At 66.5% G+C, this 23747-nt stretch carries 27 protein-coding genes; 7 read left to right on the top strand and 20 right to left on the bottom strand.

The genetic code is table 11. The annotated features are described in order from the left end of the window. Positions 1 to 3 precede the first annotated feature (3 nt). Positions 4 to 1086, bottom strand: a complete 1083-nt coding sequence (locus EBN1_RS10290; protein WP_241762719.1) for a M48 family metallopeptidase — start codon at positions 1084 to 1086, stop codon at positions 4 to 6. Between the two features lie 333 nt (positions 1087 to 1419). Between EBN1_RS10290 and EBN1_RS10285 the strand changes: the two genes are divergently transcribed. Further along, complete coding sequence (locus EBN1_RS10285; protein WP_011237894.1) at positions 1420 to 2946, top strand: DEAD/DEAH box helicase; 1527 nt, start codon at positions 1420 to 1422, stop codon at positions 2944 to 2946. 25 nt (positions 2947 to 2971) lie between these two features. Here EBN1_RS10285 and rquA read toward each other — a convergent pair whose 3' ends face one another. Beyond that, positions 2972 to 3700, bottom strand: a complete 729-nt coding sequence (gene rquA, locus EBN1_RS10280) for a rhodoquinone biosynthesis methyltransferase RquA (protein ID WP_049780370.1) — start codon at positions 3698 to 3700, stop codon at positions 2972 to 2974. A 240-nt stretch (positions 3701 to 3940) separates the two neighbouring features. Here rquA and EBN1_RS10275 point away from each other — a divergent pair, with 240 nt between their 5' ends. Continuing rightward, on the top strand, positions 3941 to 4231 hold the full coding sequence (locus tag EBN1_RS10275; protein ID WP_041646176.1) for a ComEA family DNA-binding protein: 291 nt from the start codon (positions 3941 to 3943) through the stop codon (positions 4229 to 4231). Between the two features lie 87 nt (positions 4232 to 4318). Here EBN1_RS10275 and EBN1_RS10270 read toward each other — a convergent pair whose 3' ends face one another. After that, entirely contained in the window at positions 4319 to 4936 is a 618-nt protein-coding gene (locus EBN1_RS10270; RefSeq protein WP_011237891.1) for a hypothetical protein, read from the bottom strand. Between the two features lie 314 nt (positions 4937 to 5250). On the opposite strand from EBN1_RS10270, the gene EBN1_RS10265 reads away from it, so the two are divergent. Both EBN1_RS10265 and EBN1_RS10260 read left to right on the top strand, forming a co-directional pair. Continuing rightward, positions 5251 to 5976, top strand: a complete 726-nt coding sequence (locus tag EBN1_RS10265; protein WP_011237890.1) for a YebC/PmpR family DNA-binding transcriptional regulator — start codon at positions 5251 to 5253, stop codon at positions 5974 to 5976. Positions 5977 to 6108: 132 nt separating this feature from the next. Then, positions 6109 to 6993 carry a DMT family transporter gene (locus EBN1_RS10260; RefSeq protein WP_011237889.1) on the top strand — a complete coding sequence of 295 codons (885 nt, stop codon included), beginning with the start codon at positions 6109 to 6111 and terminating at the stop codon, positions 6991 to 6993. A gap of 7 nt (positions 6994 to 7000) precedes the next feature. Here EBN1_RS10260 and EBN1_RS10255 read toward each other — a convergent pair whose 3' ends face one another. The 4 genes from EBN1_RS10255 to EBN1_RS10240 are packed head-to-tail and all read right to left on the bottom strand — an operon-like array spanning position 7001 to position 10305. After that, entirely contained in the window at positions 7001 to 7651 is a 651-nt protein-coding gene (locus tag EBN1_RS10255; RefSeq protein ID WP_011237888.1) for a hypothetical protein, read from the bottom strand. Continuing rightward, on the bottom strand, positions 7648 to 8262 hold the full coding sequence (locus tag EBN1_RS10250; RefSeq protein ID WP_011237887.1) for an SCO family protein: 615 nt from the start codon (positions 8260 to 8262) through the stop codon (positions 7648 to 7650). Before EBN1_RS10250 ends, EBN1_RS10255 begins: the two co-directional genes overlap by 4 nt. A gap of 10 nt (positions 8263 to 8272) precedes the next feature. Beyond that, on the bottom strand, positions 8273 to 9760 hold the full coding sequence (locus EBN1_RS10245) for a cbb3-type cytochrome c oxidase subunit I (RefSeq protein ID WP_011237886.1): 1488 nt from the start codon (positions 9758 to 9760) through the stop codon (positions 8273 to 8275). Positions 9761 to 9774: 14 nt separating this feature from the next. Continuing rightward, positions 9775 to 10305 (bottom strand): cupredoxin domain-containing protein, encoded by a 531-nt coding sequence (locus EBN1_RS10240; protein ID WP_011237885.1) that lies wholly within the window; start codon positions 10303 to 10305, stop codon positions 9775 to 9777. Between the two features lie 194 nt (positions 10306 to 10499). Here EBN1_RS10240 and EBN1_RS10235 point away from each other — a divergent pair, with 194 nt between their 5' ends. Further along, a complete protein-coding gene (locus EBN1_RS10235) occupies positions 10500 to 11843 on the top strand; it encodes a sigma-54 interaction domain-containing protein (RefSeq protein WP_011237884.1) in 1344 nt (447 codons plus the stop codon). A 102-nt stretch (positions 11844 to 11945) separates the two neighbouring features. On the opposite strand, the gene EBN1_RS10230 is transcribed toward EBN1_RS10235, so the two are convergent. Further along, a complete protein-coding gene (locus EBN1_RS10230; protein WP_168954315.1) occupies positions 11946 to 12122 on the bottom strand; it encodes a hypothetical protein in 177 nt (58 codons plus the stop codon). Between the two features lie 146 nt (positions 12123 to 12268). Here EBN1_RS10230 and ruvC point away from each other — a divergent pair, with 146 nt between their 5' ends. Next, the gene (gene ruvC, locus EBN1_RS10225) at positions 12269 to 12826 is read left to right on the top strand and encodes a crossover junction endodeoxyribonuclease RuvC (RefSeq protein WP_041647143.1); all 558 of its coding nucleotides are present in this window, start codon (positions 12269 to 12271) and stop codon (positions 12824 to 12826) included. Positions 12827 to 12844: 18 nt separating this feature from the next. Here the strand turns inward: ruvC and acuI are convergent, their stop codons facing one another. The 12 genes from acuI to EBN1_RS10165 all read right to left on the bottom strand — a co-directional run bounded on the left by acuI (position 12845) and on the right by EBN1_RS10165 (position 22582). Then, positions 12845 to 13828 carry an acrylyl-CoA reductase (NADPH) gene (gene acuI / locus EBN1_RS10220; RefSeq protein ID WP_011237881.1) on the bottom strand — a complete coding sequence of 328 codons (984 nt, stop codon included), beginning with the start codon at positions 13826 to 13828 and terminating at the stop codon, positions 12845 to 12847. 224 nt (positions 13829 to 14052) lie between these two features. Further along, positions 14053 to 14595 carry a Gx transporter family protein gene (locus EBN1_RS10215; protein WP_011237880.1) on the bottom strand — a complete coding sequence of 181 codons (543 nt, stop codon included), beginning with the start codon at positions 14593 to 14595 and terminating at the stop codon, positions 14053 to 14055. Next, the gene (locus tag EBN1_RS10210; RefSeq protein WP_041646170.1) at positions 14576 to 14965 is read right to left on the bottom strand and encodes a NusG domain II-containing protein; all 390 of its coding nucleotides are present in this window, start codon (positions 14963 to 14965) and stop codon (positions 14576 to 14578) included. The genes EBN1_RS10215 and EBN1_RS10210 overlap by 20 nt, the downstream gene beginning before the upstream one ends. Then, positions 14962 to 15840, bottom strand: a complete 879-nt coding sequence (gene rapZ / locus EBN1_RS10205) for an RNase adapter RapZ (RefSeq protein ID WP_011237879.1) — start codon at positions 15838 to 15840, stop codon at positions 14962 to 14964. The genes EBN1_RS10210 and rapZ overlap by 4 nt, the downstream gene beginning before the upstream one ends. Positions 15841 to 15927: 87 nt before the next feature. After that, positions 15928 to 16848, bottom strand: a complete 921-nt coding sequence (locus tag EBN1_RS10200; RefSeq protein WP_041646168.1) for an MBL fold metallo-hydrolase — start codon at positions 16846 to 16848, stop codon at positions 15928 to 15930. Beyond that, positions 16845 to 17027, bottom strand: coding sequence for a DUF1289 domain-containing protein (locus EBN1_RS10195; protein ID WP_041646166.1), 183 nt, complete (start codon positions 17025 to 17027; stop codon positions 16845 to 16847). Before EBN1_RS10195 ends, EBN1_RS10200 begins: the two co-directional genes overlap by 4 nt. Next, positions 17024 to 17230, bottom strand: a complete 207-nt coding sequence (locus tag EBN1_RS10190) for a DUF1289 domain-containing protein (RefSeq protein ID WP_041646164.1) — start codon at positions 17228 to 17230, stop codon at positions 17024 to 17026. The genes EBN1_RS10195 and EBN1_RS10190 overlap by 4 nt, the downstream gene beginning before the upstream one ends. Positions 17231 to 17350: 120 nt before the next feature. Then, positions 17351 to 18142: an enoyl-CoA hydratase/isomerase family protein gene (locus tag EBN1_RS10185; protein WP_011237876.1), complete on the bottom strand. Its 792-nt coding sequence runs from the start codon at positions 18140 to 18142 to the stop codon at positions 17351 to 17353. Between the two features lie 59 nt (positions 18143 to 18201). Further along, the gene (locus EBN1_RS10180) at positions 18202 to 19335 is read right to left on the bottom strand and encodes an acyl-CoA dehydrogenase (RefSeq protein WP_011237875.1); all 1134 of its coding nucleotides are present in this window, start codon (positions 19333 to 19335) and stop codon (positions 18202 to 18204) included. Continuing rightward, the gene (locus tag EBN1_RS10175) at positions 19336 to 20526 is read right to left on the bottom strand and encodes an acetyl-CoA C-acetyltransferase (RefSeq protein WP_011237874.1); all 1191 of its coding nucleotides are present in this window, start codon (positions 20524 to 20526) and stop codon (positions 19336 to 19338) included. A 165-nt stretch (positions 20527 to 20691) separates the two neighbouring features. Next, on the bottom strand, positions 20692 to 21831 hold the full coding sequence (gene can, locus EBN1_RS10170) for a carbonate dehydratase (protein ID WP_041647140.1): 1140 nt from the start codon (positions 21829 to 21831) through the stop codon (positions 20692 to 20694). A gap of 313 nt (positions 21832 to 22144) precedes the next feature. After that, entirely contained in the window at positions 22145 to 22582 is a 438-nt protein-coding gene (locus EBN1_RS10165) for a MerR family transcriptional regulator (RefSeq protein WP_041646161.1), read from the bottom strand. A gap of 136 nt (positions 22583 to 22718) precedes the next feature. On the opposite strand from EBN1_RS10165, the gene EBN1_RS10160 reads away from it, so the two are divergent. Next, positions 22719 to 23747: an MBL fold metallo-hydrolase gene (locus tag EBN1_RS10160; RefSeq protein ID WP_011237869.1), complete on the top strand. Its 1029-nt coding sequence runs from the start codon at positions 22719 to 22721 to the stop codon at positions 23745 to 23747.

Genomic DNA, 23747 nt, shown 5'->3' with positions numbered 1-23747 from the left:
TGCTCAATCCGGCCGCGACAGCTGGTAACAGCCCCGCCACGCGAGGCGCGAGTCCTCCCACCACGCCCGGTCGAAGACCCACGCCAGCGTCGGCAGCAGCGGCGCGAGGCAGGCGTCGGCGACCGACTTGCGTTCGCCGTGCGACACCGCGGCGCGCACGCGCAGCGCGCGCAAGCGCTCGGCGACCGTCGGGTGAAAACTGGCGCCTGGAGCCTGCTCTTCGTCACCCGCCATCCAGCGCCTCAGATCGAGCAATCCCGGCATCGGCCGCCTGAAACCCGCCATCATCCCGAGACCCATGTCCCGGTACGGGCGAATCGACGGTTCCGGCTGCAGCCGGCTCTGCGCCATGACTTTGCGCCAGTAATCCTCGCTGAGAAAACGCTCCTTCAGCGCGACTTCGACGAGCGCTTCGCCGACCAGCTGCGCGCCGACGACGCGCGCGGCGACGGCATCGGCTTCGAACTCTTCGAGGCGCGCGAGGCGCAGCGCCTCGCGCAGATCGCCGGCGAACCCCCATTCGAAGCCGCGCCCGAGCAGCGGAATGCCGTCGATGCAGCGATCCAGCACGCGGAACCACCACGCGCGCAAGTGCCCCCACCACGCGTCGAGCCGCTGCCGCTGGCACGCCAGATGGGCGAATTCGTGAGCGAGGATCGCGCAGAACTGGCGTCGCGACACGCTATGGGCAAGCGGCAGGCCGATGATGAGATGCGTCTCGATCGGTCCGATCCAGCCCCAGCGCGGCCGTTGCAGAATCGCCGCGTTCATATCGCCGCCGATCCACACCGCGTCGACGGGAATCCCGCCGAAGCGCTGGCTCATCTGGTCGATCATCACATGGAGGGAGCGCGCCGCCTCGCGCGGCAGGCGAACGCCGGCAGGGCACGCAGCCGGCGAGAGCAGCCACCCGAGGCCGCGCCACGCGAGCGCGAACGCAACCATCGACACGGCGGCGGAAGTCGTTGCCACCGCGACTTTCCCTTCGACGAGAAAACTCCAGGTCGCGAACGCGACACGGCCGGCGACAGCGCCGAACGCGAGAATCAGGCAGGCGACCAGCACCAGGCCGGCCAGCGCCTTCAAGCCGAGTCGCCGCGCCAGACGCGACCGAAGGCGTGACAAACGCGGACAGGAAGCTTGCATTGACCGGCACCTGTAACCCTGGACAGAACGAGGACTATAACTGCCAATCGGCTGCCGAAACATTGCACGTAAGGAGTAGCGTGGCGCATCGTCCACACTCTGCGCAAGAATTTCGCTGCGCTGCCGCAAAAGCCCGTACAATTCACCTCTTGCGTGCGCCCAGCCAATCGGCGACGCTCGTCCCCAACGACCTTTTCCGGTCTCATTTCCCCGCCCGCCTCGATTGGTGTCACTCAGCTTGAGCGACAGGCCGTCGCTGGAGCAATTTTCTCGATGACATCAGAAGCAAACTTTGCCGGTCTCGGACTGGCCGAACCGCTGCTGCGCGCAATTTCCGAATCCGGCTACACGACGCCGACGCCGATCCAGGCACAGGCGATCCCGCTCGTGCTCGCCGGCGGCGATCTTCTCGCCGCCGCCCAGACCGGCACCGGCAAGACTGCCGGCTTCACGCTGCCGGTGCTGCACCGCCTGTCCGCCGCCCCGGCAGCGAACCCGAAGGCCGGCCGCCCGCGCTGCCTGATCCTGACTCCGACGCGTGAACTCGCGGCGCAGGTCGAGGAATCGGTCCGGACCTACGGCAAGCACCTGCCGACGACGTCGATGGTGATGTTCGGCGGCGTCGGCATCAACCCGCAGATCCAGGCGCTGAAAAAACGCGTCGACATCCTCGTCGCGACCCCGGGCCGGCTGCTCGACCACGTCGGCCAGAAGACGCTCGACCTGTCGGGCGTCGAGATCCTGATCCTCGACGAAGCGGACCGCATGCTCGACATGGGCTTCATCCGCGACATCCGCAAAATCCTCGCGCTGCTGCCGAAGCAGCGCCAGAACCTGCTGTTTTCAGCGACTTTCTCGGACGAGATCCGCAGCCTCGCGAACGGACTGCTGCACAATCCGGGCTGCGTCGAAGTCGCGCGGCGCAACACCGCGTCCGAACTCGTGCAGCAGTCAGTCTATTCGGTCGCGCAGAAGCAAAAGCGCGACCTCCTGGTGCATCTCGTCAAGCAGAACGACTGGCATCAGGTGCTGGTGTTCACCCGCACCAAGCACGGCGCCAACAAGCTCGCGGAATACCTCGCCAAGCACGGCATCCCGTCGGCGGCGATCCACGGCAACAAGAGCCAGTCGGCGCGTACTCGCGCGCTGGCCGAATTCAAGGACGGCTCGCTGCCGGTGCTGGTGGCGACGGACATCGCCGCGCGCGGACTGGACATCGACCAGTTGCCGCATGTCGTGAACTTCGAACTGCCGAACGTTCCCGAAGACTACGTCCACCGCATCGGTCGCACCGGCCGCGCAGGCTCGAGCGGCGCCGCGGTGTCGTTCGTCGACTCCGAAGAGCGCCAGCACCTGACGGCGATCGAGCGGCTGATCAAGCGCACGATCGACCGCGAAGCGCTGCCGGCTTTCGCGATCGCGCCGGTCGACCCGAACGAGAGCGACGCGCGTCCCCCGCGGCAACCGCGCCAGCCGTCGCGACACAACAACGCGAACGCGCCGCGCCAGGCGCGGACCGATCGCCCGGCCGGCAGGCAGGCGACCCCTCCGTCTCCTTCCCGTGCCCCCGTCCGGTCACGCGACGCCGACAATTTCGGCAATCGCGCCCCGCGCAGCGAGGTCGAAGCCAAGCGCGGACACCCCGACGCGGACGGCAACCGGGCGCTGCGCAACGCCGGGCCGAACGGCGCGCCACGCAGCAGTGACAGCGCCCGCGCGGCGCCGCGCCCCGACGGCAACCGTCGCCCGCAATCGCGTCCGGCACTGTTCAACGCCAAGACGGACGATCGCAACCGTTGACACCCCGCTCGCGGTACAGGGGTTTTCAGCCTCGCCGCGTGCCGACCAGCTTTTGATAAAGACCACCGAAGCAGGTGGTCTTTGTCCATTCGAAGCCGGCCGAACGCGCCGACCGCGACTCGATCGCGGCGGCGAAAAGCGACTGCGCATAAGGCTCGAAGCTGCGGAATACCATCGACATCACCGGGCGCAGCGGGTGCCAGCCGCGCGGCCGGTGGTAATCGACGAACACGATCCTGCCGCCGGGCCGCACGGCCGCGAGCAGGTTGTCGACGATTCGGCAGCGCTCCGCCTCCGGCACCTCGTGCAACAGGAAGAAACAGCACACTCCGTCGTACGCGTCGGCAGCGACGCAGCCGGACACGGAAAGATCCGCCTGCCATATCTTCGCCTGCCGGAAACCCGCCAGCTTGCGGCGTGCGTTCGCGACCTGCAACGCGGCGACATCGACGACATCGAGCGCACCGTGTGCACCGAGGCGTTGCGCGAGCAGCGCTGAAAATCCGCCATACACGCAAGCCGCCTGCAGCACCCGCTGCCCGGGCACGAACTCGGCGACTGCGTCGCGCATCAGCCGATTCGCATTCCCCCACAGAATCGCCGAGACGACGGCGGGCCGATCGAGCCAGCGCAGCGTGCGCGGGTCGAGATAAGCCCAGGAGTATGCATGGCGAAGATAGGCTGGTATCGCATCACCATATGACGCGAGAGGCCCCGGGAGGTGCAGCGCGGGATCGGCGGGATTCGGTTCCATGACCGCAAGCATAATCGAAGCCTCCCTGTTCACTGTCGGCAACCACGCGCTTCGCCGGATTAAATGCCCCGCCCTGCCTCGCGAGCGGCTGGCCGGCATCAGGACGCGCTGCAGCGTGCCGCACAGCCGCTGCTGCCCACGAATCGGCAGGGCGCTCCGGATAAAATGTCATTGACATCGTCCGCAGCGGCTCGTAAATTGCATTTGCCATATGGCATGAACCCGCCTGGAGGTACTCACGTGAACAAACTGCTTCGTTCGCTGCTCTTCGCCCTCGCCCTGTCGCCGCTGGTGGCGCTCGCCGAGGCGCCCGTCGACGTCAATAGCGCCGATGCTGCCACTCTCGAGACGGTCAAGGGAATCGGACCGGCAAAAGCCAAGGCGATCATCGAATACCGCAAGGCGAACGGAGCCTTCGCGAGCGTCGACGATCTGACGAAAGTACCCGGAATCGGGGATAAATCGGTCGCCCAGCTGCGCGAGCAGATCACCGTGGGCAGCGCGAAAAAACAGGTCGCGAAGTCGAAATAGCTTTTCCCGCTTTCGGCCGGCGGCATCTTCCGACGCGGCCGGCCGTTCAGCTGCGGGGCGGAGGTGCGTGGCCGATACGGACCGGGTTCACCACAATGAACGCGTATCGAGCCACGTCACTGGGGCGCTGCGACGCTTCGCTTCACGGTACAGGTGTGCAGTGCCCCCATCCCCGTCCGCCCCGCCGCCATTCCACAAGCACAGGAAACGCAGCCTGTCCGCTCCCCAACGGAGGGCGAGGTCGAGCGACCACAGGTTGCAGCGCTCGCAGGGGCCGGCACCTTCGGGGACCGCGAAGTGCGCCAGCGTGAGCGGCCGCGCCGGCATGACCAGCGGCGGCGAAGCGAGGCCGGCCTTCAAGGCCTGATAGCGCTCCCGCCAGCGCTCGCCGTCGACCGACGGCAGGATCTTGCGTTCGACGAACTGCGGCTCGTCGAGCGGCAGCAGTATCTGCAGGTGCAGGCCGCGAGCGCGGCACGCTTCGAGAAACAGGATATCCCCGCCGCTCGCGCCCTGCGCCAGCGCCAGATCGCCCGCGCCCGCTTCCCACGCATCGAGCGCCTCCGCGATGCATCGTGCCGCGACGGCTTCCTGGCCCGCCGGGAAACGTGGCGTACGCCGCTCGGGCGTGTCGATGCGGTGGCCGCTGAACAGAAAAACCCGGCGCGGCACGAAAGGCAACGCAAGGGGAGAACTGGCCGTCACTTCAATTTCCTCGGCGTCGGTTTTTGGAGTCCCCGCGAGATCCGCAGATCAAGGGGCGGATACGGCATCCATGAGCAAGGGTGCCGGTCGTCACGGGGGCGCCAGCGGGAAGAACCCTCCTGCACGTTCCTGTAGCTTCCGCCGAAATTCACACAGCATGCGCAGGAAAATCGGTGCGGAGGTCAGGATCGATGGCGCTGGCAGAACGGCGACAATCTACCAGACCTCGCGGACAAGCGCTGCGAGGGCACGACCGCCGTACGCCTGTATAATGGCCGCCATTTTCAATCGCAATCGGCAGTATCGGGGATTTTATGGCGGGTCATTCCAAGTGGGCCAACATCCAGCACCGCAAGGGTCGTCAGGACGCCAAGCGGGGCAAGGTATTCACCAAGCTGATCAAGGAGATCACCGTCGCCGCACGCATGGGGGGTGGCGATCCGAACTTCAACCCGCGCCTGCGCCTGGCCGTGGACAAGGCGAAAGCCGAGAACATGCCGAGCGAGAACATCGACCGCGCGATCAAGCGCGGCACCGGTGAGCTCGACGGCGTCAGCTACGAGGAAGCCCGTTACGAGGGCTACGGCATCGGCGGGGCGGCGGTAATGGTCGATTGCCTCACCGACAACAAGACGCGCACCGTCGCCGACGTGCGGCACGCGTTCTCGAAAAACGGCGGCAACATGGGCACCGACGGCTGCGTCGCGTTCCAGTTCAAGCACTGCGGCCAGTTGATGTTCGCACCGGGCACGAGCGAGGACGCGTTGATGGAAGCGGCGCTCGAGGCCGGCGCCGAGGACGTCGTCACCAACGACGACGGCTCGATCGAAGTGATCACGGCGCCGTACGAGTACTCGAACGTCAAGGATGCGCTCGAGAAGGCCAGCTTCAGGGCCGAGTTCGGCGAAGTCACGATGAAGCCGCAGAACGAGACCGAACTCTCCGGCGGCGATGCCGAGCGGATGCAGAAGCTGCTCGATGCGCTCGAATCGCTCGACGACGTCCAGGAAGTATATACGTCGGCCGTGATGGACGAATAAGCGCCGCACCGCTCGCGACAAACCGCCCGCCGGGCGGTTTTTTTCGTCAATGTTTGACCTCAAACAAATTGATGAACGGTAAGATTGCGTGGTTCCGCCCTTTTCCATCTCGCGCGAGCCGCCCGCTGACCGATGCCGACCCTGCCGCCTTCCCTCACCGCCGCCGCACCGCTGCTGTTCGTGCTCTTGTGGAGCACGGGCTTCATCGGTGCGAAATTCGGCCTGCCCTATGCCGAACCGCTGACCTTCCTTTCCACCCGTTATGTGCTGGTGATCGCGCTGATGGCCGTGCTGGCGCTCGCCACCCGCGCGCGCTGGCCGAAGGACTGGCGCCAGGCGGCGCATATCGGCGTCGCCGGCCTGCTCGTGCATGCGACCTATCTCGGCGGCGTCTTCATGACGCTGCACCGCGGCCTGCCGACCGGCGTCGCCGCGCTCGTCGTCGGCATGCAGCCGCTGCTCACCGCACTCGGCGCCGGCTGGCTGCTCGGCGAACGCGTCAGCACCCGGCAATGGGCCGGGCTCGCGCTCGGCTTCATCGGCGTCACGCTGGTCGTCAGCAACAAGGTCGCGTTCGGCAACGGGTCGAGTGCGCAGCTCGGCTGGATGCTCGCCCCGGCGCTCGCGGCGCTGGCCGGCATCACCGCCGGGACGCTGTACCAGAAGCGCTTCTGCCCGTCCTTCGACCTGCGCACCGGCTCGGTCATCCAGTTCGTGCCGTGCCTGCTCATCACGGCATACTTCGCGAGCCGCACCGAGACGATGCAGATCGACTGGAGCGGCGAGTTCGTGTTTGCGATGCTGTGGCTGGTGCTGGTGCTGTCGCTCGGCGCGATCAGCCTGCTGAACCTGCTGATCCGCAGCGGCAGCGCAGTCAACGTCGCGAGCCTGTTCTACCTCACGCCGCCGACGACCGCGCTGATGGCCTGGCTGCTGTTCGGCGAGACGCTCACCGGGTTCGCGCTCGCCGGAATGGTGATCGCCGTGTCGGGCGTGTGGCTCGCGCGCAAGGTCTGAACACGATTCAGTTGCGCTTCGCACCGCCGTCGCCACTCTGCGCCGAGCGCGGCGCAGCCGGCTGCGTGGCGGACAGGGCAGGACTTCCGCCGCCGCCGACGAACAGGCTGCCGAGCCAGCCGGCGAACAGCAGCAGCGCGAGCTTCACCATCAGCCAGCCGGCGCTTTCCTGCTGGTCGACGAGGTAGCTGTTGCACACGCGCACCGGCGCGGCGATGTACAGCCAGCCGAGCACCGCGAGCATGCTGATGAAGTTGGTCCAGACGAAGCCGCGGCCGATCGGCCCGAGCCGTCGCCACGCCAGCGCGAGCGGCAGCCCGACGAGCACGGGCAGGCTGACGAACTTCGCCGCCTCGACGAGCGGGCTCGCGAGCGCATCATCGAGCGCCCGTGGCAGCATCCACCACGTCGACGCGAAGACCGCCACGATGACATACGGCACCGCACCGCCGCCCGCGTCGAGCAGGCGCTCCTGCCGCGCTACCGGCAGCAGGCGACAGGCGACGAAGCCGATCGCGGCGAGGAGCGGGATCTGCACCAGCATGTGGCCGCTCATCGTCGCTTCGAGCGAAGTGCGCAGCGGCGGCGCCGCGAGCAGCAGGTACAGCGCGCCGAGCACGCGGAGCCCGACTTGCGGACGGGCGAGCGCGGCGATCACAGCGCCTCCGCGAGCTTCTGGGCAAACTGGAGCGGCGCCTCGAGATCGCTGATTTCGACGAGCCGCCCGTCGCGGGCGACGAGGTGGATCGCGGCGTTGTGCTCGAACCCGCCGAAGCGGTCCGCGATCACGACGACGCCGAAGGCCTTCAGCAGCGCCTGCAGCTGCGCTGCGTCACGCACTCGCGCGATGCGCCAGTGCTCGCCGTCGGCGCCATGACCGCTGCCGTAGGCTTTGAGGCTCGCCGGATCGTCGCGCTCGGGGTCGAAGCTGATGCTCAGCAGCGCGACCTCACGCCCGAGGGCGTCGGGCGGCACACGGTCGCGGATCTGTTTGAACGCCGTGCCGAGGCTGCGGCAGATGGTCGTGCAGCGCGTGTAGATGAACTCGACCGCGAGCAAGCGCCCGCGGTAATCGTCGAGCCGGAAGACACGGCCGTCCTGGTCTTCGAGGACGGCCGCAGGCAGCGGGCGCGGCGCGCGCAGGATGTCGGCCCGGCGGGCGGTTTCAGCGGTAAAGGCGCTGAAACCGTCAGTCCCCCCCCAGAAGGCGCCGGTGCCGAGAACGGCCACCAGCACCGTCAGGACCACGCTGCGCGCGGCCGCACTCATCGACCCGGACTCATGCGGTGACGCTGCGCGCGACCGGAGCGCGCTGGTAGTCGTGGCGCGCGAGCCCGATGCGGGCGAAGAAGCGCCCGATGAACACCAGCGACGAGGCGATCACGAGCACTGCGAACACCGACGCGATGCGGTCGTACGGCACCCATTCGGGCAGGTGGGCAGCGTAGCGGCGCGCGACGCTTTCCTTGCCGGAATACAGGAAGCTCATCGTGAAGCCGAGCACCGACGACGTGAAGAGCCAGAACGCGATACGGTCAACCAGGTGATCGTCGTGCTCGTGGCTCGGTTTGCCGAGGTAGTACATGAAGCCGAACACCATCGTCACCATGCCGAGCAGCAGGTAGGTGTGGAAGTGCCCGGGCACCCACAGCGTGTTGTGCATCACGTAATTGACCGTGATCGTGCCGTCGATGAAGGCCGGCATCGCGCCTGCCGCCCAGCCGAACAGCGACAGGAACAGCAGCTTCGACGCCATGTCCCAGCGGATACCCGAGCGATACACGATCATCAGCGCGCCGTAGCCGGTGACGACGAGGATCGGCACGGTGTTCAGGTAGCCGATGATGTGCCCCATGATCAGCATCCACTTCGGGAACGCGAAGTCCATCAGCAGATGGTGCGGGAAGATGAACATCACCATCAGCGTCGAGGCGGTCCACGATGCGAGGAACACCTTGTTCGACTTCCACGGCCGTTGCGTGTAGCGCGGCAGGATCTCGTAGACGCCGATCACCGCCATGTAGATCGTGGCGTTGATGAAGATGTGGCCGAAGAAGTAGATCATGCCTTTCGCCAGCAGCGGATCGATGTCGAACTCGGGCACGTAGAGGTTCACCAGCATCATCGCCAGGATGCTCGCCCCGACGACCAGGCCGACGACATTGACGACGGTGACCATCGCGCTCGCAACCACGGTCGGCGGCGGGGCGTTGCCGTCATCGTGGCCGAAGAGCTGCGGCCAGCCGAGCGCGCGCGAGAAGTTGCCGTAGCGCCCAACGAGCGCACGCGCGATGTCGAGATGCAGCAGCAGGAAGCCGACGCCGATGACGAGCATCCCACCCATGAAGAGCGCCGCCGCGCCGGGGCTCCACAAGCCCATCGACTTGCCGGGCAGCGGATAGAGGAACGTCCACGCGCCGTGGAAATGCCCGAGCAGCACGCTGCCGAGGATCATCACGACGCCGACGAGGAACAAAACGAGGTTCGCGACGAAGATGCGTGACGACAGGTCGACGTACTGGCGCAGGAAGTGCCACATGATCGACGCGCCGGCGATGGCGGCGATGCCGACCATGCCGGCGCCATGCAAGGTCATCAGTTCGTAGAAGCGGATCGCGCCGATCGAGATCCACTGCGCCTGCTCGAGCCGCATCAGCAGGCCGAAGACCATCATCAGCAGCAGCACGACGGCCGATGTCGCGAGGTAGGCCAGCACGCCGGCCTTCGCTCCCTGGTCGGGAATATGTTCGTAAGTGTAGGTCGCCACGTTCGTCTCCTCCGTTACTGAGCGCCGACCCGGATTTCGGTCAACATGTTGTGGTGCGCGAGGCCGCAGTACTCCATGCACAGGATCTTGTACGTCCCTTCCTCGCTGAAGGTGTGACGCAGCGTGTTGGTGTAGCCGGGCATTGCCTGCGTCTGCGCGACCAGATGCAGGTTCGCGTCGTAAATGCCGAAGCCGTGATTGACATCGGCGCTGGTGACGCGGAACTCGACCGGCTGGCCGACAGCGAACTGGTCCTGGCTGAGTTCCCAGCGCCACTGGTAGCCTGTCGCGTCGACGACCTGCACCGGGCCTGCCCCGGTGTTAGCCCGCGCCGCGTCGTACGGCAGTTCGAACAGCGTGTAGATCATCGCCGGGCCGAACACCAGCACCAAGCCCCAGAAAAGGCGCGAGCGCAGGCGATAGGCGCTTTTTTGCAGCGGCGAATAGTCTTCCTGGCGCCGCCCGGAATTGATGGCGACAAAGGCAAAGCCGAACGCAACGAGTGCCATCAGCACGAGCGATATTTGCCAAGCGATTGGTTGCACGGTGGATTCTCCTGTCATGCGATCGTCTTCGGGACAAGCCGTCCCCCTTGTAATTCTCCTAGCCAACACTGTGCCACATCTGGCAAATCGTTGATCACAATCATTTTTCACGCAGCGCTTAGCTGCTGGAATGTAGGGGAGGAGAAACTGAACGTTCGCTCTGGACGTTCAGTCTGAACAAAAGGAGGATTCAGATGCCGAGTCTGGCAACCCTGCGAGTATTTCTCGACAGCCTCGAAGAAGGCGTGCTGTTTCTCGATCGGGCGCGCCGCGTCCTCGAGATGAACAGCGCAGCCGCGCGGATGATCGGACATGACAACCGGCGCCTCGTCGACGAACTGTGCCCGACGCTGTTCGAAGGCACCGAGTGTGCCCGCGCCTGCGTGGCACGCGGAGAATGTTCCCTCACCCCGACGAAGGGCGAGGACAAGGTCCAGGACATCGTTGTGCGCTCGCCCACGGGCGTCGACATTCCGCTGCGCATGTGGGCGATGCTGCTACCGCCGAACGATTCCGGGCTGTACTGCGCGATCGTGCTGCGCGACCGCTCGCGCGAACTCGAACTCGAAGCCGAGGTGCGCGACCGCTGGCAGCTCGGCGGACTGACCGGGCGCAGCCGCGCGATGCAGGACCTCTACCAGAAAGTGCTGCGCGTCGCGGCAAGTGAAGCCAACGTGCTGATCACCGGCGAAAGCGGCGTCGGCAAGGAACTGGTTGCACGCGCACTGCACGACAATTCGACGCGCGCAAAAGGCCCCTACGTCGCCGTGCATTGCGCTTCGCTGCCGGAAAACCTCGAGGAATCGGAACTCTTCGGCCATGCCAAAGGCTCGTTTTCCGGGGCGACCGGCGCCCGCCTGGGCCGCTTCGAAGCGGCCAACGGCGGCACTCTGCTGCTCGACGAGATCGGCGAGATTTCTCCGGCAACACAGACCCGGTTGCTGCGCGTGCTGCAGGAGCGCGAAATCGTGCGCGTCGGCGAGAACCATCCGCGCAAGGTCGATGTGCGCGTCGTCGCTGCGACCCATCGCGACCTCGCCGGGATGGTCGGCCGCGGCGAGTTCCGCGAGGATCTGTATTACCGCCTGCACGTGCTGCCGCTGCACGTGCCGGCGCTGCGCGAGCGCCGCGAGGACATCGCGCTGCTCGCGAGCCGCCTGCTCGGCGAACTCGGCGAACGCTACCGCCGGCCCGACCTGCGGCTGTCGCCGGAGGCGATCGTGGCGATGGAGTCCTTCAGCTGGCCGGGCAACGTGCGGCAGCTGTTCAACGCGCTCGAATATGCCGTCGTCAATTCCGACGGCGCGACGATCCTGCCGCAGCACCTGCTGCCCGAAGTCGTCACGCCCGTCGAGTCGACGCGCGAAGCACTGCTGCCCCTGCCGCTGACGCGCTACTACGCGACGCAGGTGACGCCGGACGAGGAGCAGGCGCAGATCCAGCGCATGCTCCAGCAGTGCGGCGGCAACCGGGCGGAAGCCGCGCGCCGGCTCGGCATGTCGCGCACGACCTTGTGGAAGCGGCTCAACCGGAGCTGAGCGGCCACCACCGGCAACGCCTGCGGGCGAATTGAAGGACGCCAAGCGACGAGCGGCAGGCCGTGCGAATACGACAAAGCGCCTGCCACGCTTCCGAGTCGTTCATGCCTCCGCGACGATCTCCCAGACGTACATCAGGCTCGCTTCGGAGAACGTGCGCCCGGTTTCCTCGTCGCGCCACCACGCCGATTCACGGCGGTCCAGCCCGAGAAAACGCCAGCGCCGCAACTCGCCGCTGCACAGCTCGACCACATATACCCGATCCACTTGCGGAATCATCGTCGCTCGTCCCTCATCATGCATGACCACCGCCTGGCCGGCGAGTTCTTGACCCTGCGCGTGTACGGCGCTGAATGCAGGACGAACGACGCGTGCCAGTGCCTCGATTCCACCGCCGGTCCTCGACGCCCCGTAGAATGCGCGGCATGAAAAGCGCTTCCACGGTCGTTGCCACCCGCATTCTCGGACTCGATCCGGGGCTGCGCATCACCGGCTTCGGCGTCATCGACAAACTCGGCAACCAGCTGCGCTACGTCGCGAGCGGCTGCATCCGCACGCGCGACGGCGAACTGCCCGGACGGCTGAAGACGCTGCTCGACGGCGTGCGCGAAGTCGTCGCGGCCTACACGCCCGACCAGGTCGCGGTCGAGAAAGTGTTCGTCAACGTCAATCCGCAATCGACGCTGCTGCTCGGCCAGGCGCGCGGCGCGGTGATCTGCGGCGCCGTGTCGTGCGACCTGCCGGTGCATGAATACACCGCACTGCAGGTCAAGCAGGCGGTCGTCGGCTACGGCAAAGCGGCCAAGGAGCAGGTCCAGCACATGGTGCAGCGGCTGCTCGCGCTCGATGGCTGCCCGAGCCCGGACGCCGCCGACGCACTCGCATGCGCGATCTGCCACGCGCACGGCGGCCAGGGCACGGCGGGCGCATTCGCCGGGCGGCGCCGCGCCGGGCGCATCCTCGTCGCGCCGGACCCCGGCTGACGCCCGCAGGAGAAGTGCTCAACGGTTGACGTCGACGATCAACCGCCCGCGCACCTGGCCGGCGAGCAACTCGCCCGAGAGCCGGATCACGTCGGCGAGGCTGACTTCGTGCGAGATCAGGTCGAGATGAGCCGGATCGAGATCGCGAGCGAGCCGCTGCCACGCTTCCAGGCGTTCGGGGCGCGGGCAGTAGACGCTGTCGACGCCGGCGAGGGTGACGCCGCGCAGGATGAACGGCGCGACCGTCGCCGGGAAGTCCATGCCCTGCGCGAGGCCGCACGCGGCAACGACGCCGCGGTACTTCATGCTCGCGCAGACATTCGCGAGGGTGTGACTGCCCGCCGTGTCGATGGCGCCGGTCCAGCGTTCCTTCGCCAGAGGCTTGCCCGGCATCGAAAACTGCACCCGGTCGATGATCTCGGCGGCGCCGAGCGCCTTCAGGTACTCGGCTTCGTTCGGTCGGCCGGTCGAGGCGACGACGCGGTAGCCGAGCTTCGCAAGCAGCGACACCGCGACGCTGCCGACGCCACCGCTCGCGCCGGTGACCAGCACTTCGCCCTGGTCCGGCGTCACGCCGTGGCGTTCGAGCGCCATCACGCACAGCATCGCGGTGTAGCCGGCAGTGCCGATCGCCATCGCCTGCTTCGGCGAGAACGCTGCCGGCAGCGGCACCAGCCAGTCGCCGGCAAGGCGCGCCTTCTCCGCGAGCCCGCCCCAGTGTCCTTCGCCGACGCCCCAGCCGTTGAGCACGACGAGGTCGCCAGCCCGGCACTCCGGGTGCGAGCTGTGCTCGACGGTGCCGGCGAGGTCGATGCCGGGGACCATCGGGAACTTGCGCACGACCGGCCCCTTGCCGGTGATCGCGAGCGCGTCCTTGTAGTTCAGCGTCGAATACGCGACGCGCACCGTCACGTCGCCGTCGGGCAGGCCCGCGTCATCGACGTCGGTCAGCGTCGCCCGATAGCCGGCGTCGTCCTTCTCGATCAGTACCGCCTTGAACATGATGCCTCCTTTCGATGGAAAGTCGCCCGGGAATTGAGAGCCCCCAGGAAACAGCTTTGCCGTTTCCGCCCCCCGAGGGGGACAAGAAAACTTGGGACGGCCCGGCGTTTTCTTGAGCGCCCCCAGGAAACAGCTTGGCTGTTTCGCCCTCTGAGCGGGACAAGAAAACCTGGCACGGCCCGGTGTTTTCCCGAACGAGCAAAATTGCTGCCAGCCCCTGTCCGCTACCGTTTGCCTGCGCCCGCCGGTACGGCAATGCGGTCCCGCAGCAGCCGCGCTGCGACCAGCCCGTTGATCAGGCCGAACAGCGTCGCCGCCGCGGCGAACACCGGCACGAGATAGAACACGCCGTCGTGCGGCACGAGCCACGCGCGCGCGAGTGCGAGCTGCCCGCCGATGTGCGCGAACGCAGCGAACACGCTGAGGCTCACCGGGCCGAACCAGCGCCGCGGCAGGTGCTTCGCCACGCCCAGCGTCGCGAGGCTCGTCAGCGAGCCGGCGAGGCTGAGGAAGAATCCCGGCGCGAACAGCTGCCCGAGCAGCAGGCTGCTCGCGAACACGCGCAGCAGCCCGACCCATACGGCATCGCGCCAGCCCCAGCGCAGCAGCACGATCAGGATCACGATGTTCCCGAGCCCGGGCTTGACTCCCGGCAGCGGCAGCGGAATCGCGGCTTCGGCGACCGTCAGCACGATCGCCGCAGTCGCCAGCCGTGCGACCCGCCGGTCGTCGGCGCTCGGGTGAATCTCAATAGTTGAGGGAGTCATAGTCGGCTGCGCCCCCGGAAAGGCTCAGGCTGACCTCGTTCGGCGCGCAGATCGCGACCGCTCCGGCGCGACTCAGCCAGCCCTGGCGAACGCAATACTGGCGCGGCCCGGGATCGGAGAGGACGCGGGCCCGGCCCGGCTCGACTTCGATGCGCGTGGTCCCGAGCGGCCCGGGGACGTCGACCCGTTGCGGCTGCGCAAGGCTCAGTTCGGCGAACACTGCGCCGCCGGCGCGCACGATTGCCTTGTCAGGAGCACCGCCGCGCCACAACAGCAGCGCCGACACGACGCATACCGCGAGCGCACCCACCAGGGTCGCGAAATCGCCCGGCCGCAGCAGAGCCAGCCAGTCGGCGAGGCGCGGACTCACTTGTCTGCCATGTCGGCACCGTGGTCGACGATACGGCGCGCGGCGGAACGGTGACGCACGAGCACGCGCAGCGTGTCGCTGAAGTGCCGGCCGAGCCATTCGGCGATATACACCGAGCGGTGCTGTCCGCCGGTGCAGCCGATCGCGACCGTAAGATAGCTGCGATTGTCGCGCGCGTAACTCGGCAACCAGGTCGCGACGAAGCGGCGGATGTCCTCGCACATGCGCCCGACTTCGGGGAAGCTGTCGAGAAACTCGATGACCGGCTGGTCCTTGCCGGTAAACGGCCGCAGGCGCAGGTCGTAATGCGGGTTCGGCAGGCAGCGCACGTCGAAGACGAGGTCCGCGTCGAGCGGAATGCCGTATTTGAAGCCGAACGACTGGAACATCAGCGTCAGCCCTTCAGTCGCCTCGATCGCGAGGAAATCCTTGATCCATGCGCGCAGGGTGTTCGCGTGCAGTTCACTGGTGTCGATGCGGTGGCCGAGTTCAGCGATGCTCGCGAGGGCGTCGCGTTCGCTCTGGATCGCTTCGGCGAGCGAGACGTCTTCGCTCGCGAGCGGATGGCGGCGGCGTGTTTCCGAAAAACGCGCGATCAGTGTGTCGTCGCGCGCATCCAGAAAGATCAAGCGCAGATCCGACGCGAGAGCGTGCAGGTGCTCGACCTGCTGCGGCAGCGCCAAAAGGCTCGCACCGGAGCGCACGTCGACGGCGATCGCGACACGCTCGTGCCCGGTATCGCTCAGCTCGGCGACGAGTTCGGGCAGCAGCGTCGCCGGCAGGTTGTCGACTGCGTAATAACCGACGTCTTCCAGCACTTTCAGCGCAATGCTCTTGCCGGAACCCGACAACCCGCTAATCAGGACGATCTGCATGACAGGACACTCCCCCTATCGCGGGGATTATGGCGAAAGTCGTAGGCACAGGCCAGCGGCGAAAATCCGTGTCGATGCGAACGGCATTCAGGCCGCGACCAACCGCCCTCCTTCGCAGCGCGCAACGCCGGCACGCGACAGTTCCGCGACCAGCCAGTCGGCCAGCGCCGCCGGCGACTGGCCGAGGAAACGCGCGTTGGCTTCGCGGTAGAGCGGCACACGCGCGAGATGTTCCGGCAATTCGTCGAGCGCGATCGAGCGCAGGTCGAGCAGCGAGAACGTCATGCAGGCGCGGATCGCATTGCGCGCCATGCGTGCGCCGTCGTCCTCGAACGCCTTCAGCCGCGCAAACGCCCGCGCCAGCGCGTCGTCGAACTCGACGAATGGCGCGCCGTGCCCCGGAATGACGACATCGACCGGCAGGCGCGCGATCGCCTCGAGCGTGCGCCGCGCCGCGCCGATGCCGTCGCCGGTGCCGAGCACGTCCGCAAACAGGATGCCGAAGCCGTCGCGCCACAGCGCGTCGCCGGAAATCAGGATGCGCCGGTCCGCGTTGTGGAACACCAGCGCGTCCATATCGTGCCCCGGCGCTTCGAGGATCTGCCACGTCAGACCGCCCATCCCGACGGTTTCGCCTGCGGCCAGCACCCCGTCCGCGTGGAAACGTTCGCCGGCCTGCTCGGCAGTGCTCAGCAGCAGCGCTGCCTCGTCCCACTCGGCCACTGCGCCCGCCATCCCGGCAGGCACCGTGATCGCACAGCCGAACGCCCGCTGCACTGCCGCGTTGCCGCCGATATGGTCGGAATGCGAGTGTGTGTTGATCAGCCGTCCGAGGCAGCGGCCGTCGAGCGTACGGTGCAGCAGCGCGACCGTCTGGGCGGCGTGGCTGACGTAGCCGCTGTCGATCAGCGTCGCCTCGCCGTCGTCGAACAGCACGACGTTGTTCGACGACAGCCAGCCGCGCTCAAGCACGGCGACCGTCGCCGGAAGCTTTGCCGCCGCGCTCATTGCGAGCCTTCGCCGACCTGTGCCGCGACGTTCGCCGGCAGTGGCACTTTCGCCGGTGTCTGCGCGGGCGCGGGTGCCACAGGCACGCCGTCGATCTCCTCGGGCGTGCGGCCGCAACCGAGGCACACTCCGCTATCCCAGTCGATCATGCACACGCCGACGCACAGTTCATCGCTCATCGTGCCTGCTCCGCACGAGCCGCGCTCGCCGCCCCTGGGACCTGCGCACGGCGCCGATCCACGGCCTCGAGAATGCGGTGTTTCTCCACGTCGGCATGGCGGCTCCAGCGAGCGATCTCGTCGAGCGTGCGGAAGCAGCCTTCGCAGTAGCCGGTGCCGGCGTCAATGCGGCACAGATTGATGCAGGGGGAAGTCGGGCTCATGTGCTCGGGTCCGTTGAATCGTTGTGATCGTTGGTCGTCGCGTTTCGATTCGTGCACCGCTGTGCGGCATGGCGTCACGCGCTCCCGGAGGCGGAACGGCCCCCGACGAAACCGACTGGGTCAGCCCTGCTGCGACACCCACGCCGCGGGCCGCTTTGCCAGGAAAGCATCGAGACCTTCCTTCGCTTCCGGCGTCGCACGCAGGCTGGAAATGCGGCGGGCGGTGTCCTCGACGACGGCCTCGCCGAGCGGCCGGTTCGCGACATTGCGGATCAGATCCTTTGCCGCGGCCTGCGCCTTCGGCCCGCCCTGCAGCAGCGCCGTGACGATCTCGGCGATTTTCGCGTCGAGCGCTTCGGCAGCGACGACTTCGTGCGCCAGGCCGATTTCCCCGGCGCGCGCGGCGGTGATCCGCTCGGCAGTCTGGAAATAGCGATACGCCTGGCGCTCGCCGATCGCCCGGATCACGTAAGGGCTGATCGCCGCCGGGATGATGCCGAACTTGACTTCGGAGGTCGCGAACACTGCCTGCTCCGCAGCGACGCAGATGTCGCACGCGCTCGCGAGCCCCATGCCTCCGCCGAGTGCCGCGCCCTGCACGCGCGCGATCGTCGGCTTTCCCATCGCGGAAATCGTGTGCAGCATGTCGGCGAGCCGGCGTGCGTCGTCGAGGTTGTCCTCGACGCTGGCTGCAGCGGCCGCCTTCATCCAGTTCAGGTCCGCGCCCGCGGAAAAACTCTTCCCGCGTCCGGCGAGCACGACGACGCGCACCGTGTCGTCCGCGTCGAGTTCGCGGCAGCTGGCGGTGAGGTCCGCGATCAGCTGCGCGTTGAACGCGTTATGCACGTCGGGGCGGTTCATCCAGATCGTCGCGACGCCGCCTTCGGTGCGGATTTCGAGGGTTTCGTACATCCTGCTGTCTCCTGTTGCCCGGGCCTCCCGGCCCGGCTCCCGCGGGCTCGGCAACAAAATCAGGCCGCGAGCGCCCGTCCGATCACCAGCCGCTGGATGTCGCTTGCGCCTTCGTAGATCTGGCACACGCGCACGTCACGATAGATGCGCTCGACCGGGAAGTCGGTCACGTAACCATAGCCTCCGTGGACCTGGATCGCATCCGAGCACACCTTTTCGGCCATCTCCGACGCGAACAGCTTCGCCATCGACGCTTCCTTGAGGCACGGGCGGCCTGCATCCTTGAGGCTCGCGGCGTGCCACACGAGCTGCCGCGCGGCTTCCAGTTGCGTCGCCATGTCGGCCAGCCGGAAATTCACCGCCTGGTGCTCGAAAATCGGCTTGCCGAAAGTCTCGCGCTCGTGCGCATACTTGACTGCCGCTTCGAGCGCCGCGCGAGCCATGCCGAGGCACTGCGCGGCGATGCCGATGCGCCCCGCTTCGAGGTTCGACAGCGCGATCCTGTAGCCTTCGCCTTCCGCGCCTAGCAGCGCGTCGGCCGGCACGCGACAGTCCTCGAACAGGATCTGCGCGGTATCCGAGGCCTTCTGGCCCATCTTCTCTTCGATGCGCGCGACGATGTAGCCTGGCGTGTTCGTCGGCACGAGGAAGCACGAAATGCCTTTCTTGCCGGCCGTCTTGTCGGTGACCGCAAACACGATCGCGACATCGGCTTCGCGGCCGGTCGTGATGAACTGCTTCACACCGTTGATGACCCACGAATCACCGTCACGGACGGCCGTGGTCTTCAGCGCCGAGGCGTCCGAGCCGACGTGCGGCTCGGTGAGGCAGAAGCAGCCGAGCATCCGGCCGCTCGCGAGCGGCTTCAGCCACTGTTCCTTCTGCGCGTCCGAGCCGTAACGATTCGGGATGCCGCACGCGAGCGAGTTCTGGACGCTGACGATGGTGGACGTCGCGCCGTCGCCGGCCGCAATCTCTTCGAGCGCGAGCACGAGGCTGACATAGTCCATCCCCGCGCCGCCCCACTGCTCCGGGACGACCATGCCGAGCGCCCCGAGTTCGGCCAGTTCCTTGAGCGCCTCGCGTGGGAAAGTGTGATTGCGGTCCCATTCGGCCGCGAACGGGGCCAGGCGCTCCTGCGCGAACGCGCGCAGGGAGTCGCGGATCATTTCCTGTTCTTGCGTGAGGATCATTTACGCGAGCTCCACCGCAACCGCCGTCGCCTCGCCGCCGCCGATGCACAGGCTCGCGACGCCGCGCTTCTTGTCATACTGCTTCAGCGCGCCGAGCAGCGTGACGATGATGCGTGCGCCCGAAGCGCCGATCGGATGGCCCAATGCGCAGGCGCCACCATGCACGTTGACCTTGTCGTGCGGCAGCTCGAGCTCCTTCATCGCCGCCATCGTGACGACTGCGAAGGCTTCGTTGATTTCCCACAGGTCGACGTCATCCTTCGACCAACCGGCCTTCGCCAGCACTTTCTGCATCGCGCCGACCGGGGCGGTCGTGAACCACGCCGGATCCTGCGCGTGCGTCGCGTGACCGACGATCGTCGCGAGCGGCTTGAGGCCGAGCCTGTCGGCGGTGGAGCGGCGCATCAGCACGAGCGCGGCCGCGCCATCGGAGATCGAGCTCGAGTTCGCCGCAGTCACGCTGCCGTCCTTCCTGAACGCCGGCTTCAGGCCGGCAATCTTGTCGATCTGCGCTTTCGGCGGCTGCTCGTCCTTGTCGACGACAACGTCGCCCTTGCGGCCGGTAACCGTCACGGGTGCGACTTCCCACGCGAACGAACCGTCCTGGATCGCCTTTTGCGCGCGGGTCGTCGAGGCGACCGCGAACTCGTCCTGTGCGGCGCGCGTGAAGTCGAAATGCGCGGCGCAATCCTCGGCAAAAGTGCCCATCAGGCGACCCTTGTTCTCTTTCGAGTAGCTGTCCTCGAGGCCATCGAGGAACATGTGGTCGAGCACTTGGCCGTGGCCGAGCCGGTAGCCGCCGCGCGCCTTCGGCAGCAAGTACGGGGCGTTCGACATCGACTCCATGCCGCCGGCGACCATCACGTCGTTCGTGCCGGCGACCAGCAGGTCGTGCGCGAGCATCACCGACTTCATGCCGGAGCCGCATACCTTGCTGACCGTCGTGCAGCCGGCCGATAGCGGCAGACCGGCGCCGAGCGCGGCCTGGCGCGCCGGGGCCTGCCCGACGCCCGCCGGCAACACGCAGCCCATCAGCACTTCCTGCACCGCTTCGGCGTTGACGCCGGCGCGCTCGACGGCCGCCCGGATCGCGACCGCGCCAAGTTGCGGGCCGCTCAGCGCGGACAAATCGCCCTGGAAGCCGCCCAGCGGCGTGCGGGCGGCGGAAACGATAACAACGGGATCATTCATGCTTTCTCTCCTCGGAATCTAGATTTGTACAACGCCAGGCGGAAAACGAAGCTTCGGCTCAGCCAGAAGCGAAGCGCTTTCCATCACGCGACGGATGCGCCCCCGACGGGAGACAACACCGCTTTGCCGTTCCTCCGCCGTATGCGTTTTCCATCAATCCGGCTCTCAGGCCAGTGTTTCGAGCGCCGCGACATAGCGCGGCACCAGATCTTCAGGGCGCGTCACGTTGAGGCCCAGATCGCGCACCAGGCCGTTCTTCAGTCCGTAGATCCACGCATGCACCGCCAGCGGCTGGCCGCGTTTCCATGCGTCCTGCACGACCACCGTCTGGGCCACATTGACGACCTGTTCGAGCACGTTGAGTTCGCACAGCCGGTCGTGCGCGAGTTCCGGCGGCAGTCCATCGACCGCCTGGCGGTGCTTGACGTGCACGTCCTGCACGTGGCGCAGCCACAGGTCGACGATGCCGATGCGCTCGCGCCCGAGCGCCGCCTTCACACCGCCGCAGCCGTAGTGGCCGACGACCATGATGTGCCTGACTTTCAGCACGTCGACGGCGAACTGGATCACCGACAAACAGTTGAGGTCGGTATGCACGACGACGTTCGCGACGTTGCGATGCACGAAGACTTCACCCGGCAGCAGGCCGATGATCTGGTTCGCCGGCACGCGGGAATCCGAGCAGCCGATCCACAGGTATTCGGGCGACTGCAGCTTCGACAGCTTCTCGAAGAAACCCGGGTCGATCTGCTGCATCTGGCGCGCCCAGGCGCGGTTGTAATCGAAGAGGTGGAACAGGTTTTCGTTTGCGACCTCCTCCTCGGACCAGTTGTCCAGATCCAGCGCGAGGAAAAGCGTCCCTTCGATCGGCGTCGGGTAGTAGGCCGGCGCCTCGGTAAATCCGAGTTCGCGATACAGCTTCACGGCGATACGCATCGTCGGCAGGGTGTCGAGCAGGATGCGGCGGTAACCGATTTCCTTCGCCGCCCGGATCGCCGCGAGGACCAGTTCGCGACCGACGCCCAGCCCGCGCAGCGCCGGCTCGACGTACAGTCGCTTCATCTCGCAGATGCCATCGGAGAACGGGCGGATTCCGACACAACCCGCGGGCTGGCGATCGATTTCGGCATAAAAAAGCCTGCCCTGCGGCGCCCCGTACGCTCCAGGCAAAGACGCCATCTCGTCGCCGAAACCCTGGAAACACAAGTCCACGCCGATCGATCCGGCATAGTTGCGGAAGAACTGGCGGACGTGGTCGAGGCAGACCCGGTCATCGGCACCCAATACGCGAAGTTCGACTGGCACAGAGAATTCCTTCAGTTTTGCCTGCAACACCGCGGCCACGCCGCGGCGGCCGAAACAACTCGATCCCTTCCTTCCTGCCATGCATCGCCATGACGGTCTGCTGCATCGCCTCGCACTACATCGATTGCCTCTGCAAACACTTCCGTTCCCCGCACTATCGGCAGCGTGCGGTCATGCTTGACGATTTCGCCTCACGCGACGAGCCATTCGGCTGGAAAATCGACAGATCGTATCTCGTCGCCCCTCACCGTCGGGTCGTTCAATTTCCAGTTGTTATTACGTTTACGTCAACGTAAACTAATCGCAAAAAAAATCAAGCTTCGCTGCGCATCCGGCGCACGATTTCGGCACGTGCGGCAGCGGCCCCGCGGGAATCGTGGCCGAGCAGGTCGGAGCACTGTTTTTCGAGCATCGCGATCTCGCCGAGCACCGCCTCGATGTCCTCGCGCTGCTGTTCGAGCGCTTCGCGGCGATCGGCGAGCACGACGAGGAACCGCACCAGCTGTGCGGCGGGATTGCGCACCCCGCCGTGCATCTCGAGCAATTCCTTGATTTCGGCGAGCGACAGGCCGAGGCGCTTGCCGCGCAGCGTGAGCTTGAGGCGGGTACGGTCGGACTTGGAATAGATGCGCGTGCGCCCGGCGCGGGAAGGCTTCAGCAACCCCTGGTCCTCGTAGAAGCGGATGGCCCGAGGTGTCACGTCGAAGTCGCGCGCGAGTTCGGTAATGGTGTAGGTTTGTTCGCTTGCCATTGATCGTTGCCCGAAGTAAAACGGCCTGGTCGATTGCGTCCAGCGCAAGCAGCCGCTCTGAGAGAGCGAAAAAGTTAATCAGAATTGAGGGGTTTGAGCAATCGGCGATTGCTTGCCCCCTCCAACGGAGAAACCGATGAATCGTCTTACGGAACTGCAGTATCCGTTCAGCGAGCCCCCTACGGACGGACAGACGCTCCCCGTGGCGAAGGGGGTGAACTGGGTGCGGATGCCGCTACCGTTCGCCCTCGACCACATCAACCTGTGGCTGCTCGACGACGGCGAAACGCTCGCCGCGATCGACACCGGCTTCGGCCTGGACGAAGTGCGCGAGTACTGGAACACGATCCTGGCGAACGACGGGCGCGCAGTCGGCAGCGTCGTCGTCACCCACCACCACCCGGACCACCTGGGCCTGGCGAGCTGGCTGGCCGCGAAGAGCGGCGCGCCGGTCGCGATGACACAAGGCGAATTCCTTGCCGGACACGCGATCTGGCACCAAACCCCGGGCATGGGAGTGCCCCACATGGTCGAGCAGTTCCGCCGCCATGGCCTCGATGACGCGCGCCAGGCAGCACTCGTCGATCGCGGCAACGGTTATCGCCGCGGCGTGCCCACGCTCCCCGAAGCCTACCACCGCCTCTTCGACGGCGACGTCGTGACGATCGGGGGCCACGAGTGGCGCGTCATCGTAGGATATGGTCATGCACCCGAGCATGCGAGCCTGTACTGCGCGCAGCTCGGAGTACTCATTTCGGGTGACATGCTGCTACCGCGCATTTCGACGAACGTCAGCGTCTATGCGGCGACGCCGAATGACGATCCGCTCGGCTGGTTCCTCGATTCGCTGAATCGCTTCAAGGACTTGCCCGACGATACGCTCGTGCTACCATCGCACGGTCAACCATTCCGCGGCATCAGGACAAGAATCGCACAGCTCGAGACGCACCACCGTGAACGCTGCGACGAACTGCTGGGCGCAATCGGAATGCCTGCCAGCGCCGCGGACGTCCTCTCGACACTGTTTCCCCGCGAGCTGGATACGCACCAGGTCATGTTCGCGATGGGAGAAGCGATCGCTCACCTCAACTACCTTGTCAAAAGAAACGAGGCTCGCAAACTGACCAGCGACGACGGCACGATCCGATTCGAACGCATTGCATGA

The organism is Aromatoleum aromaticum EbN1, from assembly GCF_000025965.1.
Classification (GTDB): Bacteria; Pseudomonadota; Gammaproteobacteria; order Burkholderiales; family Rhodocyclaceae; genus Aromatoleum; species Aromatoleum aromaticum.
Note: the sequence above shows the minus strand (reverse complement) of the source record. Positions and strands in the feature narration are given on the sequence as shown.

Coding starts and splice junctions, on each gene's coding strand:
- EBN1_RS10285 (WP_011237894.1), top strand. CDS start 1,420: ATGACATCAGAAGCAAACTTTGCCGGTCTCGGACTGGCCGAACCGCTG.
- rquA (WP_049780370.1), bottom strand. CDS start 3,700: ATGGAACCGAATCCCGCCGATCCCGCGCTGCACCTCCCGGGGCCTCTC.
- EBN1_RS10265 (WP_011237890.1), top strand. CDS start 5,251: ATGGCGGGTCATTCCAAGTGGGCCAACATCCAGCACCGCAAGGGTCGT.
- EBN1_RS10260 (WP_011237889.1), top strand. CDS start 6,109: ATGCCGACCCTGCCGCCTTCCCTCACCGCCGCCGCACCGCTGCTGTTC.
- EBN1_RS10250 (WP_011237887.1), bottom strand. CDS start 8,262: ATGAGTGCGGCCGCGCGCAGCGTGGTCCTGACGGTGCTGGTGGCCGTT.
- EBN1_RS10235 (WP_011237884.1), top strand. CDS start 10,500: ATGCCGAGTCTGGCAACCCTGCGAGTATTTCTCGACAGCCTCGAAGAA.
- EBN1_RS10230 (WP_168954315.1), bottom strand. CDS start 12,122: ATGATTCCGCAAGTGGATCGGGTATATGTGGTCGAGCTGTGCAGCGGC.
- ruvC (WP_041647143.1), top strand. CDS start 12,269: ATGAAAAGCGCTTCCACGGTCGTTGCCACCCGCATTCTCGGACTCGAT.
- acuI (WP_011237881.1), bottom strand. CDS start 13,828: ATGTTCAAGGCGGTACTGATCGAGAAGGACGACGCCGGCTATCGGGCG.
- EBN1_RS10215 (WP_011237880.1), bottom strand. CDS start 14,595: ATGACTCCCTCAACTATTGAGATTCACCCGAGCGCCGACGACCGGCGG.
- rapZ (WP_011237879.1), bottom strand. CDS start 15,840: ATGCAGATCGTCCTGATTAGCGGGTTGTCGGGTTCCGGCAAGAGCATT.
- EBN1_RS10200 (WP_041646168.1), bottom strand. CDS start 16,848: ATGAGCGCGGCGGCAAAGCTTCCGGCGACGGTCGCCGTGCTTGAGCGC.
- EBN1_RS10195 (WP_041646166.1), bottom strand. CDS start 17,027: ATGAGCGATGAACTGTGCGTCGGCGTGTGCATGATCGACTGGGATAGC.
- EBN1_RS10190 (WP_041646164.1), bottom strand. CDS start 17,230: ATGAGCCCGACTTCCCCCTGCATCAATCTGTGCCGCATTGACGCCGGC.
- EBN1_RS10185 (WP_011237876.1), bottom strand. CDS start 18,142: ATGTACGAAACCCTCGAAATCCGCACCGAAGGCGGCGTCGCGACGATC.
- EBN1_RS10180 (WP_011237875.1), bottom strand. CDS start 19,335: ATGATCCTCACGCAAGAACAGGAAATGATCCGCGACTCCCTGCGCGCG.
- EBN1_RS10175 (WP_011237874.1), bottom strand. CDS start 20,526: ATGAATGATCCCGTTGTTATCGTTTCCGCCGCCCGCACGCCGCTGGGC.
- EBN1_RS10165 (WP_041646161.1), bottom strand. CDS start 22,582: ATGGCAAGCGAACAAACCTACACCATTACCGAACTCGCGCGCGACTTC.
- EBN1_RS10160 (WP_011237869.1), top strand. CDS start 22,719: ATGAATCGTCTTACGGAACTGCAGTATCCGTTCAGCGAGCCCCCTACG.